This window comes from Leucobacter celer subsp. astrifaciens (genome assembly GCF_001273835.1).
Classification (GTDB): domain Bacteria; phylum Actinomycetota; class Actinomycetes; order Actinomycetales; family Microbacteriaceae; genus Leucobacter; species Leucobacter celer.
This window is the reverse complement of the sequence record NZ_JHEI01000133.1, coordinates 113824-127182: the sequence shown is the minus strand read 5'-3', so window position 1 is coordinate 127182 and position 13359 is coordinate 113824. Positions and strand designations below refer to the sequence as shown.

Here is a 13359-nt window from a genome sequence, read left to right as displayed (position 1 = left end):
AGCGGGGTCCGCGTGCCGGCTCAGAACAGGGCGGCGGGGAGGGCACCCTCGTGCTCGAGCAGCCAGCGCTTGGTGACCAGCCCCTCGCCCGCGTTTCCGCCGGAGTACCCGCCGAGGCCGTCGCTCGCCACGACCCGGTGGCAGGGCACGAGGATCGGGATCGGGTTGGCGCCCATGATGGAGCCGATCCCGCGGGCGGGCACACCGCTGCCGCTGCGCGCGGCGAGCTCGCCGTAGGTGACGGTCTCGCCGAAGCCCACCGTCTCGTGCAGCGCGGTGAGCACCGCGCCGGTCGCGGCGGACTGCGGGCCGAGGTCGAACGGGAGGTCGAAGGCGGTCAGCCGCCCCGCGAAGTAGGCGTCCAGCTGGCCGAGCGCCTCGCCGAGCAGTGGGTCGGCGTCCGCTCCCCCGGCTGTGCTCGTCGGCGGCCTCAGCCCCCACCCGACGGTCGTGATCGCGGTGCCGGTGCTGACCACCCCGAGGACACCCACGGGTGACGCCAGCGTCTCGAAGAAGGTCATGGGTCGATGGTAGTCGGAGCCACCGACAGGCACGCGGCGGGTTCGGGATCCCGCGTCACGCGATCGTCTTGATCACGGCGGCGGGCACTCCCGCGACCACCGTGCGCGCCGGCACGTCGCGGGTCACCACGGCGCCGGCTGCCCCGTGAGTTCGCTCCACGCGTCGCGGATCGCCTCCTGCTCGGCATACCGGAGCGTGTTCAGGTCCTCGGTCAGCCGGATCGCCCGCTGCACCCTCTCGACGAAACTCACGGTGTTGCTCCTTACTCACTGCTCTCTGCATCGCTCACTGCACTGCTGCGCGACGTGATGCCAGTGAATCAGCGCGGGATCCCGCCGCACAAACTACCGGTACCCCGGCGCGCCACAATCGCCAGTTGTGCGGCGAGACTCGCGGCGTGGAGCTCAGGGACGTTCGCACCTTCTCACCGTCGTCGACGCGGGACGATTCCAAGCCGCCGCCGATGAGCTGGGGATCACACAGCAGGCGGTGTCGAAACGCATCGCTGTGCTCGAGCGCGGTCTCGGGGTCGCGCTCGCGGCGGCGCTCGACGGCAGCATCGACCCCGCCTTCCGCGGGCTCATCGCGTCTGGCGCGCGCCTCCCCGACGCTCTCCGGGCCGAGCGAGTCATCGATGATCGCCACCAGTTGCTCGTCGGGCCGAGGCACCCGCTGGCCGACGCGGCAAGCGTCGCTCTCGCCGAGCTCTGCGCATACCCGGTCTGGATGCCGGGCATGCGAGAGGACACGGAGTGGGGGGCCTACTACGCCGCGCTGAGCGAGGCGTTCGGGATCAGGATCGACGCGGAGGATCCCGGCTTCGGCTCGGAGGTACTGCTCGACGAACTCGCCGAGTCTGCCGAACTCGCCACCTTCGTGGGCGAGGGGTCGCGCTACCTTTGGCCGGAGTCGTACGACCTGCGCCGCATTCCCGTCGTCGATCCCAGGCCGGTCTACCCCCACTCCATCATCTGGCGCGCCGACAACGAGCACCCCGCGCTGCTCGGATTTCTCGAGCACCTGCGCGAGGTGCGGGCGGGTGAGGCTGAGGTGTGGAGTTGGGCGCCGTCATGATCCTGCGCAGGAGGACGTGGAGTTGCGGGGCCTCTTGCTCAGGATGGACGCGACTGGGGCCCGATCGTGCGCGCACGATCGGGCCCCAGCAAGGCTTTCTCACTCAGGGGATGTTCGGCGCTTCGCCGATCCGATCCAGATCGAAGTCTTTCGTTTCACGAGCAGTCAGCACAGCAGCCGCAGCGATGAGCGTCGTCACCACGATCACAAGGACCAGCGGCCAGGTGCCGCCGGTGATCTGCACGAGCCAGGCAGCGATCGCCGGGGTGAAGCCGGCGAGCAGGATCGCGGCCGTCTGGTACCCGACGGACATACCGGTGTATCGCACCGCGGTCGGGAAGAGCTCGCTGTAGAACGCGGGAAGCACGGAGTACACCGCGGCGTGGCCGACCGTGAGGAAGATCGCGACACCGATGACGATCGCCCACAGCTCCCCGACCTTGACGAGTTCGAAGATCGGCCAGGCGCTCAGAATGATGACCGCCGCTCCGAACAGGAACGTCTTCTTTCGGCCGATCCTGTCAGAGAGGTTCCCGAAGAACGGGATCGCAACGATGTTCAACGCAGAACCGATCATCACCGCGATCGGACCGTAGTGCCCCGGCAGTTCGAGCGTCGTCGCGACGTAGGAGAGCAGGAAGACCGTGAAGAGGTAGTAGTTGCCGGCCTCTGCGAACCGGGAGAACAGGGCGATCAGGAGCGGCCTGCGATGATACTTGAACAGCTCCGGGATCGGAGCCTTCATCTTCTCCTGACGGCGCTCGGCCTCCTCCTTCGCCGCGCTGAACGCTGGGCTCTCCATCGCGTTCAGGCGGATGTAGAGTCCGACGGCGGCGAGCACGATGCTGATGAGGAACGGCATCCGCCAGCCCCACTCCGAGAAGGCGTCCCCCGAGACCCACTGCGAGAGCGCGACCGCCGCCGTGCCCAGCAGGAATCCGCATGAGACGCCGATCTGCGGCCAGGAGCCGAAGTAGCCGCGACGTCCCTTGTCCGCGCTCTCCACCGCGATGATCGCCGCGCCGCCCCACTCACCGCCGATCGCGAAGCCCTGGGCGAGACGGAGCACGCAGAGCAGGACGGGGGCCCAGATCCCGATCGCGGCGTAGGTTGGCAGCAAGCCGATCGCGGCCGTCGCGCCGGTCATGATGAGGAAGGTGAGGATCAGCGTCGCCTTGCGGCCGACACGATCGCCCAGGTGCCCCGCGACGAAGGCCCCGATGGGGCGGGCGATGAAGCCGACGCCGAAGCTCGCGAGCGCCGCGACCTGGGAGACGCCGGGCTGCTCGCTGGGGAAGAACAGGGTGCCGAATACGAGCGCGGCGGCCGTGGCGTAGACGGTGTACTCGTACCACTCGATCACGGCGCCGATCGTGCCGGAGAAGAGGCTCTTGCGACGGGCGGCGTTCAGCTCGTGCTCGCTGAACTGCGCCTTCGTCGGAGACGACAGGGTCTGGGACATCATTGTTCCTTTGCAGAGGGGATGGGGTCAGTGCAGCACGACGGCTGCGCGGGTTACGGTGCGCGCCAGGGACTGGTCGAGCGCCTCTTGGATCTGGTCGAAGCCGAACTCGGCATCGACCAGGTGGTCGAAGGGATAGGTGTCGAGATTGGCGACGACGAAGTCGAGCGCCCGAGCGAGGAATCGGGCCTCGTAGCGATCGACGTGCCGGATCGTGAGTGCCTTTCGGGTGACGAAACCCGGGTCGAACGGGACCGTCGCGCCGGGCGAGAGGTTGCCCATCACCAGATAGGTGCCGCCGCGACGCACGTGCTGCAGCCCTTCGCCGAATGCTGCGGGAACACCCGTCACCTCGAGCGCCACGTCGGGGCCGCGCCCCTCGGTCAGGGACTGTACCAACGCGACCCTCTCATCGAGGTCGGCCACTTCCGACATGTCGATCACGTGATCCGCTCCGAACGCCGAGGCCTGCTCCAGTCGAGCGCTGACGCCGTCGATCACGATGACCCGCGCCCCGAGTTCCTTCGCGACCGGGATCGCGTTCAGCCCGAGACCTCCGGCCCCCTGGATGAGGAAGGTCGATCCGTATCCCAGCGGGGTCTTCGATATCCCGAACATCACCTGGGACAGCGCGCAGTTGATTCCGGCTGCGACGCCGTCGGGGATCGCGTCGGGCACCTTGAAGACGTGCTGCTTCGGATGCACGACATAGTGCGTCGAGAACGCCGAGTGGAAATGCGGAGGCTCCTCGGGCTGCTTCGCGAAGAACTCGTAGGCACGGTCGCAGAGATTGCGGTCGCCCTGCAGGCACTGGAAGCACTCCTCGCAGGTCTGGAAGTAGGTGACCACGACGCGGTCGCCCACGGAGAGCCGCTGCCCTCGGCTGTCGACTCGGCGCCGCTTCCCGATCTCTGCGACTCTGCCGAGCATCTCGTGGCCGAGACCGCCGCGCTTCTTCACGGGGTGCCTGCCGTTCCAGATGTGCAGCTCGCTGCCGCAGACGTTCGCGCGAGCGATCTCGAGCACCAGCTCGTCGAGTCCCGCGCTCGGCACGGGGTACTCCTGATAGGCGAGTTCTCCCGGCGCGGTCATCACCGCGACACGTCCGATCCCGGTCATCGTTCTCCCTCCGCCCTCTGGGCGTCTGCGCGTCCGAGCAGCTCGTACATGCGGGTGTGATCCTCGGCACCGGAACCGGCGGCCGCTGACTCCCAGATCCGCGCCACGTGCGCACCCAACTCGATCTCGGTCCCCAGCTGGGCGGCCGTCTCGACCGCGATCGACACGTCCTTGCTCATCAGACCGATCGGGAAGCCCGAGTCGAATCGGCCGGAGAGCATGAACCGCTCCGCTTTCTGCTCGCTCGTGACGCTGCGCCCCGAGGAGCGATTGAGCACCTCGACGAACCGCGCGGGCTCGATCCCGAAGGATTCCGCCGCGCGCAACGCCTCGACCGTCGCCACCACGGAGGCCGCTGAGACCAGGTTGTTGAGCGCTTTGGCCGCGTGGCCCGCACCGTACTCGCCGACGTGCACCACGCTCCCTCCCATCGCCTGCAGCAGCGGCATCGCTTCCTCGATATCGGCGGCGTCTCCGCCAGCCATGATCGCGAGGGTCCCCGCCTCGGCTCCGCGAACGCCGCCGGAGACCGGGGCGTCGAGATAGCGCAGTCCCCGAGCGCGCAGGCGTGCGGCGAGCGCGCGGGATCGGGCCGGCTCGGCCGAGGACATATCGATGACGAGCGTCCCCGGGGGCAGTGCTTCGACGAGCCCGCCGGCTTCGAGCGCTGCTTCGACGACCGCCGAAGTCGGCAGCATGGTGATCACGACCTCGGCGCGCGCTCGGTCGTCCTGCGTCGCAGGATGAGCGCGTTCGCTCTCGTCCGCCAGCGCTGCGACCCGGGCGGGGTCGAGATCCTGCAGCGCGACGTCGTGACCGGCGGCCGCGAGCCTGCGGGCCATGGGGGTCCCCATGTTCCCCAGTCCGATGAAGAGGATCCGGCTCATGCGTCTGCCGCCTCGCGTTCCATGTCGGCGAAGACCTCGCGGGCGAGACGGAACGACTCCAGTGCCGCGGGCGCCCCGCAGTAGATCGCGACCTGCAGGAACACCTCCTGGATCTCCTCCCGGGTGACGCCGTTGTTGATGGCGCCGCGCACATGCACTTTCAGCTCGTGCGGGCGGTTCAGCGCGGAGATCATCGCGAGGTTGATGAGGCTGCGCTGCGCGCGCTCCAGGCCCGGTCGGTTCCAGACATCGCCCCAGCAGTTCCGTGTGACCATCTCCTGCATCGGCATCGAGAATTCGTCGGCTGCGGCGAGGCTGCGTTCGACGTACGCCTCACCCAGTACGGCTTTTCGGATCTTCAGCCCCTGCTCGAACAGTTCGTCGCTCATGTTCATCGTCCTTCCTCGACCTCGACGACCCACACCGTCTGCGGGTTCGTGAACTCCTTCACTCCGTGCGCTGCGAGCTCTCGGCCGAACCCGCTCGCCTTCACGCCGCCGATGGGCACGCGCACGTCGGACACGGTGCCCTTGTTGACGAACACGCTCCCGACCTCGAGCTGCGCCGCGATCTCTCGCGCAGCCGCAGCATCTGCCGTCCACAGCGACGCGCTCAGCCCCCACGGAGACCGGTTCGCGAGGGCGATCGCCTCCCCCTGGTTCGCGGCCTCGACGACTGCGACGACGGGCCCGAAGATCTCCTCGTCGAAGGCGACGTTCCCCGGTCGCACGTCGCCGAGCACGGTCGGTTCGACGTAGTTCTCACCGTGCGGGCTCCGGGTTGACCCCGTGAGCAGCCGCGCACCGCCGGCGAGCGAGCGCTCGATCTGGTCGACCACCTCGTCTCGGAGGTCGCGTCGCGCGAGCGGTCCGATCTCGGTATCGGGATCGCGCGGGTCGCCGACGACGAGCGCTTCCACGAGGGGCAGGAACTCGGCGAGGAAGGCGGCCGAGATGCTGCGGTGCAGAATGATGCGCTTCGTCGCGATGCAGACCTGGCCCGTGTTGCTGTACCGGCTCTGCACGGCGGCGCGGGCTGCCGCCTGGATATCGGCGTCCGGAAGCACGATGAGGGCATCGTTGCCCCCGAGTTCGAGAGTGACCCGCTTGAGATTGCGGCCGGCGGACTCGGCGACGGCGGCTCCCGCCGCCCCGCCGCCGGTGAGGGTGACGCCCGCGATCCGCGGATCCGCGATGATGCGATGCGTCTGCGGCGAGGCGATGTGCAGCACGACGAAGGCGCCGTCGGGAAGACCCGCCTCCTCCCAGAGTCGCGCGAGATGCTCCGCAGTACCGACCGTCGAGTGAGCGGGCTTGAGGGCCTGTGCGTTCCCGGCCAGCAGAATGCCCGCGCCACCGCGCAGCACCTGCCAGACGGGGAAGTTCCAGGGTTCGACCGCCAGCACCACCCCGATCGGACGGTGCTCGATCACGGCCTCGGCCACCTCGGTGGCTTCCGGCGCGAGCAGCCGCTGCGCGCGTTCCGCATACCATTCCAGCGCCGCAGCCGCCTTGGCCACCTCGGCGCGGGACTGCGTGATCGGCTTGCCGACCTCCGTGGTGATCGTCCCCGCCAGCACCTCGGTGTCCCGCCGCATGAGCGCCGCCATACGGCCGAACACTCGTGCCCGCTCCTCGACCGGGGTCGACGCCCAGGCCCGCTGGCCTGCGACGGCGCAGTCGAGCCGGGCATCGAGCATGCTGTCGTCGAGTTGCGCGCGCTCGGGCAGGGCGCTGCCGGTCGCGGGATTGATCAGGGCGCGCTCAGCGCGAGAGGTGGTCGTCGTCGGGGCCATGGATCCTACCGTAGAGTGAGAGCATTGTTCGATGAAGTAGCAGCTTTGAAACAAACAATTCACGAGGGGAGAACAATGGAGATCTCGCAACTCAAGATGTTCGTCGCGGTCGCCGACCACGGAGGCGTGCTCAAGGCTTCGGAGGCGATGCTCCGCGCCCCCTCGAACGTCTCCACGAGGATCCGGCAGCTCGAGAGCGAGCTCGGCGTGCAGCTGCTCGTGCGCGACAAGCGGCAGTCTTCGATCTCGGCCGACGGCATCGAGTTCCTCGATTACGCACGGCGCATCCTCGCACTCGTCGACGAATCACGCAACATCGGTCGCGGATACTCTCCTCGCGGCCGCTTCCGCGTCGGTGCGCTCGAGAGCACCGCGGCTGTGCGCATCCCGTCGATCCTCGCCGATTTCCACCTCGCCTATCCCGAGGTGGAGGTCGAGCTCGAAGCAGGCGCTTCGGGTCGCATGTTCGACCAGGTGATGTCCGGCAATCTCAGCGCGGTCTTCACCGACGGGCCGCCTGCCAGTCCCGCCCTCACCGGCATGCTGGCCTTCGAGGAACATCTGGTCGTCATCTCTCCGCCGAGCACCCACGGTCTCGACGACGACTACTGGGCGAGCAATCCGACAGCCTTCGTCTTCGGTTTCCAGTGCTCCTACCGGCAACGGTTCGAGGACTGGATGGCCTCTGCCGGAGTTGTCCCATCGCGGTCGGTGGAGATCTCCTCGTACTACTCGATGGTCGCCTGTGTCGCGTCCGGGGCCGGGATCGCCATGATTCCCCGGTCGCTGCTCGAGTCGCTGCCGGGGGCCTCGGGGGTCAGAACCCACGAACTCGGAGCGTTCGGCAGCGCCGAGACATGGCTGACCTGGCGTCGCGATGCCGGGTCGGTCAACCTGCGCGCATTCGTCGCGCATGTCCGCGAAGCGGTGGACGCCTCGTCGCCGTCCTGACGTTCCGGTACCCGCACCCCGACGGGTCCGCGGCCGCCCGACGCCGCTCTGATACGGGCGGGTCCGTCTATCCCCCCACCGGCATTCGGGTCGCGGCGGCGCTCTGCTCCAGCACGTGTATGAGCGTCGGGCGATCCGCGGTCAATGCACGGGCGACCACCTCGCCGAGTTCCGAGTCCGCGTCGAGCTGCTCCGCCTCGCAGCCCATCGCCCGTGCGATGGAGACGAAGTCGGGAGAGCCCAGAGCAACCGAGTGCACAGCGTCCGCCCGGTCGACCATCTCGTTGAGGATCTCGCCGTAGCCGCCATTGTCGAAGACGATCACCGGGAGCGCGATCCTCGCCTCGGCGGCCGATGCGAGCTCGGCGATCGTGAACATCAGACCGCCGTCGCCCTGGATCACCACGACCGGCGAATCGGGGTTCGCGAGCTTGGCGCCGATTCCTGCAGGCAGGGCATACCCGAGAGTGCCGAACCCGGTCGGGAACAGGAAGGACCGCGGACGCCGCATGCTGAGCGTCGTGAGTGCACCGTAGTAGGAGACCATCGCGTTGTCGGCCGCGACGATGGCATTCGGCGGAAGCACGCCGTCGAGCGCCCGCAAGGACTCCAGCCACGGCCCGGCCGACCGCCGCTGAGCGGCCCCGATCTTCCTCAGGTGCTCGTGCGCCCACGCTGATCGATGCATGCGCGAGGCGTCGATCCGGGGTATCAGCGCCCGCAGCACCTGGGCGGCAGTACCGACCAGCGGGTGGCTCGGCCGATAGTTGGCGTAGACGCCCACGGGGTCCACGTCTACTCGGAGGAGCGTGCACGGCATCCTCACCGTCCGTCCCCACCAATCGGATGACGCGAGCTCCGTGCCGACTGCGATCACCGCGTCAGCCGAAGCGATGAGGTCGTCGAACACCGGGAGCTGCAGCCCGGCTCCGGCCGCGAGCGGGTGGTCCTCGGGGACGGTGCCCTTCCCGTTCGCCGTCGTCACGACCGGCGCCTGGAGCATCTCCGCGAGCTCCGTCACCTCGGACGAGGCCTCGGCGGCCCCGCCGCCGGCAATGATGACGACGCGCTGCGCCTCGCTGATCCGTTCGGCTGCATCTTGGAGAAGCGATTCAGGCGGATCCGCGTGCTGCGGACGAGGCGCCGGTCTCGGCTGCGTCGCTTCCGCATGAGCGGCGAGCAGATCCATCGGCACCTCGAGGTACTCCGCACGGCGGCGGCCGGAGGAGAGCCGGCCGAATGCCCTCGACACGGCGGTGGGTATCTCCGACGCGTTCGCCACCCGATGACTGTGATCGACGATGCCCGCGAACACCAGCCGCTGATCGCGGAGCTCGTGGAGCATCCCGGTGCCGAGCCCCTGCAGCGCGGTGGGCATTCCGGGCGCGACGAGCAGCACCGGGACCGAGTCGGAGAACGACTGGGCGAGCGCAGTCGCGGCGTTCAGCGCCCCGGGGCCGGTGGTCGCGATGACCACCGCCACGTCTCCGGTCGACCGGGCCCACCCGTCCGCGGCGTAGCCGGACCCCTGCTCATGACGCATCGAGACGTTGCGGATGCCGTGCTCGGGCATGGCCGCGAAGATCTCGAGATTGTGAGTGCCCGGGATCCCGAACACGGTGCGGATCCCGTGCGCCGAGAGGGATTCGACGAGCAGTTCCCCGCCCGATCGCGTGCGAACCTCCGCTACCCGCTCCACTGGCATGCCATCGGCTCCTTTCACGGTGGTCGACGCTCGGCGCGCGTCCTCGCCCGCCATCCGATCGCTCACCCTCGTGAACCGATCGTCTGAGCGTCCTCCCACTCCGACGGAGCGCTCATCGTGGCGATGCGCCCGTTCCCGATGCTGACGTAGACGCCGAACTGGTCCTTCACCCGCTCCCTGAAGTACCGCCGCAGCACCACCTCGCTCGACCGCGTCCGCACGAGGGACCAGGGCAGTTCCGCCTCCCGATACCACATCACGTCCTGGGCATCGGTGCCGCCTCCGAGCCGGCGACCGCGGTACACCAGGCAGGTGTGACGGTCGCTGACGTCGACGATGGAGTAGAGGAAATCGATCTCGATCTCCTCCTGGAAGATCCTCTGCGCCGCTCGCGACACGGCCTCGCTCGTGCTGCTCCCGCCCACGAGCCGCGCCATCGGGATGACGAGATCCCCCGATGCATACGTATCGGCCATGAGCGCCACACGGTCGTCATCCTCGACGATGAACCCGACCATCGTCGCCCGTTGTCGTCGAGATTCGACTTCGTTGTCGGCCTGCTGCGCGGTTTCGAAGAAGGTGCCGCGATGATAGATCAGTGGAGGGTTCTCCCGCACCGCCGTCTTCACCACTCGAGCGATCAGCAGGGTGTGATCGCCGACCTCGAAGGTCTGCTGGGTCTCGCAGACCATCGAGGCGACACCGTCGCGGATGATGGGCGGCACACCGGTCTCGACCTCCTCCAGCGGCACACCCGCGAACTTGTCGTCATGGGGCATCGCGAAGTGGCGCGCGAGGTCGCTCTGCCTCTCGTTGAGGATAGAAATGGAGATCATCGAGCTCCGCACGAAGCTGTCGTAGTTCGGCGATCCGTGAGTGAGCGCCACCGATACGAGTGGGGGATCCAACGAGATCGGGTTGAGCGAACTCGCCGTCATTCCACAGGGTCTTCCGGCACCGTCGAAGGCCGTGACGACTGTGACACCGGTGGCGAAGCTCGTGTAGGCGGCACGCACCTGCTGGCGGGTGAGCTCATTCATTCTCGTACCTCGAAACGGCGATAATCGGTGGCCAGTGAAACTCTGCTTCCAGCACGGTCGTGTCCCCGGCGAGCAGTGCGATGTGTTTGAAACCGATGCCATCGCCTGCACCGTGCACGTGCGGCATACCGGCGGGAATTCTCACGATGTCACCCTTCTGCACCAGTTCCGGATGCTCGGGGTCGCCCACGTATCCTTGGCCTCCCACGATGATCAGCACCTGATCGGCCGAGTGGGTGTGCAGCCGGGTGTACGCACCCGGCAGGAAGCTCACCAGGTATCCCGGCACCCCGAGCCCGACGGCCGACGCCTCGAGCGCCGTCGACTGCACACGCCCTTCGAAGATCGTGGCGGCCGAATCGCGAAGATGGTCGAGCGGACGTTCTACAGAGACTTCATGCGACAAGACGCATCCTCACTTTCGCCTCGATTGCTGTTGCGCTCCAGGTCAGAGGAATCGTCAGCACCAGGTAGATGCACACGACCACCAGGGAGACGCCCAGGATGTCGCCCGTCACCACCATCTGCTCGCGCGCGGCGTGCAGCAGTTCGGTCGCTCCGATCGCCACCGCGAGCGTCGCGGTCTTCAGCAGCGCGACGAACCCGTTCACCGCGGGAGGGATGGAGAACGGGACGGCCTGTGGAAGCACGATGTGCAAGAAGACCTGCGACTTCGACATCCCGAGAGACGTTGCCGCGGCGCGCTGTCGCGGAGAAACGGTGAGGATGGCGCCGCGGAAGTACTCGGACATGAACGCCCCCTCGATCACGCCCAGCGCGACGATCGCCGCCGTGACGTTGTCGAGCCGGATCCCCACATACGCCAGACCGAAGAACACGATGTAGAGCATCACGAGTTCGGGGATCGCGCGAAGCAGGGTTATGGCGCCGCCGAGCACGCGTTCCAGCGCCGGGGAGCCGGCTTCGCGCAGCAGCGCGATGACGAGGCCGATCGCAATCGAGACCAGCCAAGCGCCGATCGCGATCTGCAGCGTCACCCAGAGTGCCGGGATGAAAACTCCGAGGTCCATCACTTGTCCCCCCTCGCTCCGGCGAGCGCTGCGCTCTTGCTCACGTCCTCGTACGACAGCGAGGCAAGGCCTCGATTGACCGGAGCCGACACCAGACCGAACCGACGCTGCACCCACCGTTCGAGCCAACGGCTGAAGTAGATCAGCGGCAGAATCAGGGCCGCGTAGAACAGCCCCACCAGCACGTAGACGTAGAGCGGATAGAAGCTGATCGACACCGCTTGGGTGGCGGAGAGCGTGAGCTCGTTGACGGTGATCAGCGAAGCGAGCGAGCTGAACTTGATGACGCCGATCACGATGTTGACGGCCGGCGGCACGAGCGGGGCGAGCACCTGCGGGATGATGATCCAGCGCAGCGTCTGGGAGTGGCTCATCCCGATGCTGCTCGCTGCGTCCCACTGCTTCCTGCTCACCCCGCTCACCGCGCCGCGGAACACCTCGGCCACGTAGGAGGACATGCTCAGGGTCAGCGAGATGACGGCGATCGTGAACGCGTTCATGCCGATCTTCGCCACGAGCGGCCCCATGCCGAAGTAGAACAGGATCATCATCGCGAGCAGAGGGATGCTGCGGAACACCTCGATCCAGGTTCGGGCGGCGAACCGCACCAATCTCGACGGCGCCACGGCGAGAAGCGCCAGCACCGCGCCGAACATCAGTGTCGTCACCGAACTGATGGCGCTGAGCGCGAACGTGAACCGGAGCCCTCCCCACATGAGTTCGAGCCACTGGCTCCATACGTCCCAACTCGGCATGATGCGCGTTCCTTTCCGAACCTGCGTGGACCCTCGGCCAGGGGCCGGCCCGGTCAGCTACCGCAACCCTGAGTGGGCTGCACGATGTCGGCCGCATCGAGGAGGCGCGACTCCTCGGGGAAGTCGTTCGCATCGTAGAGACCGATCCAGTCCCCCGATTCGACCAGACCCCTCTGGTACTCGTCCATGGCGTCTGCAAGGTCCGGGTTGCTGCACGAGACGACGTTGTAGGAATAGGTGTTGATCACCTCGGTCGGCATGTCCAGGTCGCCCTCCTCGAGTTCGTGGAACACCACGTCATCGCGATCGCTGAAGGGTGCGACGAGCATCTGGAAGTTGCTGTTCACATACGCGTCGATCTGCCCGTTGACGAGGGCGGTCTCCGCGTCGACCGCCGTCTGGAAGAGCACGCCGTCGTCGCCGAACGCATCTCTGATGTACGGTTCCCATACCTGCCCGACCACGGCTCCGACCTTCGTGCCGGTGAGGCTTTCCACAGCGGAGTAGTCGAAGCCCTCCATCGTGTATACGCCGCTCGGGAGCACGAAGTTCGGTGCGGTGAAGAAGACCGTCTTCGAGCGCTCGGGGGTGTAGTAGATGTACGGAGTGATGTCCGCGCGCCCCTGCTGCGTGGCGGCGAGCGATCCCGAGAAGTCCGCCTTGAGTATTTCAACCGTCAAGCCGTTCTCCTCGGCGAAACCGTTGATGAAGTCGCCGGTGAGCCCTCCGAGCGATCCGCTGTCGCGGGTCACGACCGGCGCCGACTCGCTGTAGGGGGCGACGGTCAGCACTCCCTCCTTCACCGTGCGGAAGGCCGGTTCCTCACCGTTCGCGGGGGCACCCGCCCCGCCGCTGCACGCCGACAGAAGCAGCGCCGCCGCCGCGGCTGGGACAAGGAGTTTCAGGACCGTTGAGCGCTTCTTCATGATTTCCTCCATTGGCTTGATCAGTTCAGTGCTGGGTGTTCTCGTGCAGGTTCCGCCGGATCGGGCGTTCAGAACGGGCTGTTGCACCGAGC

At 67.4% G+C, this 13359-nt stretch carries 15 protein-coding genes; 2 read left to right on the top strand and 13 right to left on the bottom strand.

The window, feature by feature from the left end; translation table 11 throughout:
* Window positions 1-20: 20 nt before the first annotated feature.
* Entirely contained in the window at window positions 21-521 is a 501-nt protein-coding gene (locus AMS65_RS03035; protein ID WP_053382693.1) for a methylated-DNA--[protein]-cysteine S-methyltransferase, read from the bottom strand.
* 123 nt (window positions 522-644) lie between these two features.
* Window positions 645-773 (bottom strand): hypothetical protein, encoded by a 129-nt coding sequence (locus AMS65_RS20450; RefSeq protein ID WP_277620054.1) that lies wholly within the window; start codon window positions 771-773, stop codon window positions 645-647.
* A 127-nt stretch (window positions 774-900) separates the two neighbouring features.
* On the opposite strand from AMS65_RS20450, the gene AMS65_RS03030 reads away from it, so the two are divergent.
* Window positions 901-1596: a LysR family transcriptional regulator gene (locus AMS65_RS03030; protein ID WP_083451445.1), complete on the top strand. Its 696-nt coding sequence runs from the start codon at window positions 901-903 to the stop codon at window positions 1594-1596.
* Window positions 1597-1699: 103 nt separating this feature from the next.
* Here AMS65_RS03030 and AMS65_RS03025 read toward each other — a convergent pair whose 3' ends face one another.
* Genes AMS65_RS03025 through AMS65_RS03005 form a run of 5 tightly spaced genes read right to left on the bottom strand, consistent with a single transcriptional unit; the run spans window position 1700 to window position 6859 of the window.
* Complete coding sequence (locus AMS65_RS03025; protein ID WP_053382691.1) at window positions 1700-3058, bottom strand: MFS transporter; 1359 nt, start codon at window positions 3056-3058, stop codon at window positions 1700-1702.
* 27 nt (window positions 3059-3085) lie between these two features.
* Entirely contained in the window at window positions 3086-4177 is a 1092-nt protein-coding gene (locus tag AMS65_RS03020) for a zinc-binding dehydrogenase (protein WP_053382690.1), read from the bottom strand.
* Window positions 4174-5064, bottom strand: coding sequence for an NAD(P)-dependent oxidoreductase (locus tag AMS65_RS03015; RefSeq protein ID WP_053382689.1), 891 nt, complete (start codon window positions 5062-5064; stop codon window positions 4174-4176). Before AMS65_RS03015 ends, AMS65_RS03020 begins: the two co-directional genes overlap by 4 nt.
* Window positions 5061-5453, bottom strand: a complete 393-nt coding sequence (pcaC, locus tag AMS65_RS03010) for a 4-carboxymuconolactone decarboxylase (RefSeq protein WP_053382887.1) — start codon at window positions 5451-5453, stop codon at window positions 5061-5063. Before pcaC ends, AMS65_RS03015 begins: the two co-directional genes overlap by 4 nt.
* 2 nt (window positions 5454-5455) lie before the next feature.
* On the bottom strand, window positions 5456-6859 hold the full coding sequence (locus AMS65_RS03005; RefSeq protein ID WP_053382688.1) for an aldehyde dehydrogenase family protein: 1404 nt from the start codon (window positions 6857-6859) through the stop codon (window positions 5456-5458).
* 75 nt (window positions 6860-6934) lie between these two features.
* Between AMS65_RS03005 and AMS65_RS03000 the strand changes: the two genes are divergently transcribed.
* A complete protein-coding gene (locus AMS65_RS03000; RefSeq protein ID WP_053382687.1) occupies window positions 6935-7810 on the top strand; it encodes a LysR substrate-binding domain-containing protein in 876 nt (291 codons plus the stop codon).
* A gap of 67 nt (window positions 7811-7877) precedes the next feature.
* Here the strand turns inward: AMS65_RS03000 and AMS65_RS02995 are convergent, their stop codons facing one another.
* The 6 genes from AMS65_RS02995 to AMS65_RS02970 all read right to left on the bottom strand — a co-directional run bounded on the left by AMS65_RS02995 (window position 7878) and on the right by AMS65_RS02970 (window position 13267).
* Window positions 7878-9515 (bottom strand): thiamine pyrophosphate-binding protein, encoded by a 1638-nt coding sequence (locus tag AMS65_RS02995; protein WP_053382886.1) that lies wholly within the window; start codon window positions 9513-9515, stop codon window positions 7878-7880.
* Between the two features lie 62 nt (window positions 9516-9577).
* Window positions 9578-10555: a flavin reductase family protein gene (locus tag AMS65_RS02990; protein ID WP_053382686.1), complete on the bottom strand. Its 978-nt coding sequence runs from the start codon at window positions 10553-10555 to the stop codon at window positions 9578-9580.
* A complete protein-coding gene (locus tag AMS65_RS02985; RefSeq protein WP_083451443.1) occupies window positions 10548-10961 on the bottom strand; it encodes a cupin domain-containing protein in 414 nt (137 codons plus the stop codon). Before AMS65_RS02985 ends, AMS65_RS02990 begins: the two co-directional genes overlap by 8 nt.
* Complete coding sequence (locus AMS65_RS02980) at window positions 10951-11586, bottom strand: amino acid ABC transporter permease (RefSeq protein ID WP_053382684.1); 636 nt, start codon at window positions 11584-11586, stop codon at window positions 10951-10953. Before AMS65_RS02980 ends, AMS65_RS02985 begins: the two co-directional genes overlap by 11 nt.
* Window positions 11586-12341, bottom strand: coding sequence for an amino acid ABC transporter permease (locus AMS65_RS02975; protein WP_053382683.1), 756 nt, complete (start codon window positions 12339-12341; stop codon window positions 11586-11588). Before AMS65_RS02975 ends, AMS65_RS02980 begins: the two co-directional genes overlap by 1 nt.
* 53 nt (window positions 12342-12394) lie before the next feature.
* Entirely contained in the window at window positions 12395-13267 is an 873-nt protein-coding gene (locus AMS65_RS02970; RefSeq protein ID WP_162231745.1) for a substrate-binding periplasmic protein, read from the bottom strand.
* Window positions 13268-13359: the final 92 nt, after the last annotated feature.